The organism is Bacillus sp. mrc49, assembly GCF_002803435.1.
In genome coordinates this window covers 1-917 of sequence record NZ_PHNG01000174.1, presented here as the reverse complement: position 1 = coordinate 917, position 917 = coordinate 1, and the positions used below count along the sequence as shown (strand labels likewise).

1 protein-coding gene is annotated in these 917 nt (G+C 52.0%); it reads right to left on the bottom strand.

Annotated elements, in window-relative coordinates:
* Positions 1-917: thioesterase domain-containing protein (locus CVN76_RS01205; protein ID WP_157805420.1), on the bottom strand; the 917-nt coding region annotated here is incomplete at both ends.

The window sequence follows — 917 nt, the reverse complement described above, 5'->3', positions numbered from 1 at the left end:
GACATTGCCTCCGAGAGACCAACCCAATAGATGGTAAGGGCCTTTTGGCTGGATCGTCCTTAATTGTTCAATATAGTCGGCCGCCATTTCAATCAGCGTTTTCGGGAATGCCTCTTTCTGAGCTATGCCTCGTGCTTGTAACCCGTAGATTGGATAGTCAGGTCCAAGCGCAGTCATCAATCCAGCGTAGCACCAGCTAAGTCCGCCCGCCGGATGTACGCAAAACAACGGAAGTTCCCTCCCATTTTTCCTAAGCGGCAGCAGGACGTCCAATGCACTTTGGCTCGTGCCCATTTCCAAGCGTTCTGCCAGCCCCGCAACAGTCGGAGCTTCGAATAGATTACCAATACTAAGCTCGACCCCAAGTGCTTCACGGATTTTGCTCATCAACTGGACAGCTAGCAGCGAGTGACCGCCTAGATCGAAGAATCCATCATCTATTCCGACATGAGGTAAATCGAGAACCTCCATAAAGAGATCGCAAAGAATCTCCTCCTGCGGCGTTCTCGGCCCCCGCCCCGATTGTACGGCATTGAATTCCGGCGCCGGCAACGCTTTGCGGTCCAACTTGCCATTCGGTGTCAAAGGCAGTTCTTCCATTTCTACGAAAGCGGAAGGAACCATATAATCTGGAAGGCCTTCAGCTACTGAACGACGTACATGTGCAGCATCGAAGGTCACATTTGATCCAGATACGACATATGCGACCAGTCGCTTATCACCGGGGTTATCTTCACGAACCACCACCGCAACTTGTTCAATATCGGAGTGTTGGGCGACCGTTGCCTCGATTTCACCCAATTCGATACGGAAGCCGCGGATTTTGATCTGATGATCGGCACGCCCCATATAATCCAAAGATCCATCCTCACGCCAGCGGGCCAAATCCCCGGTACGGTACATCCTCTCACCTGATG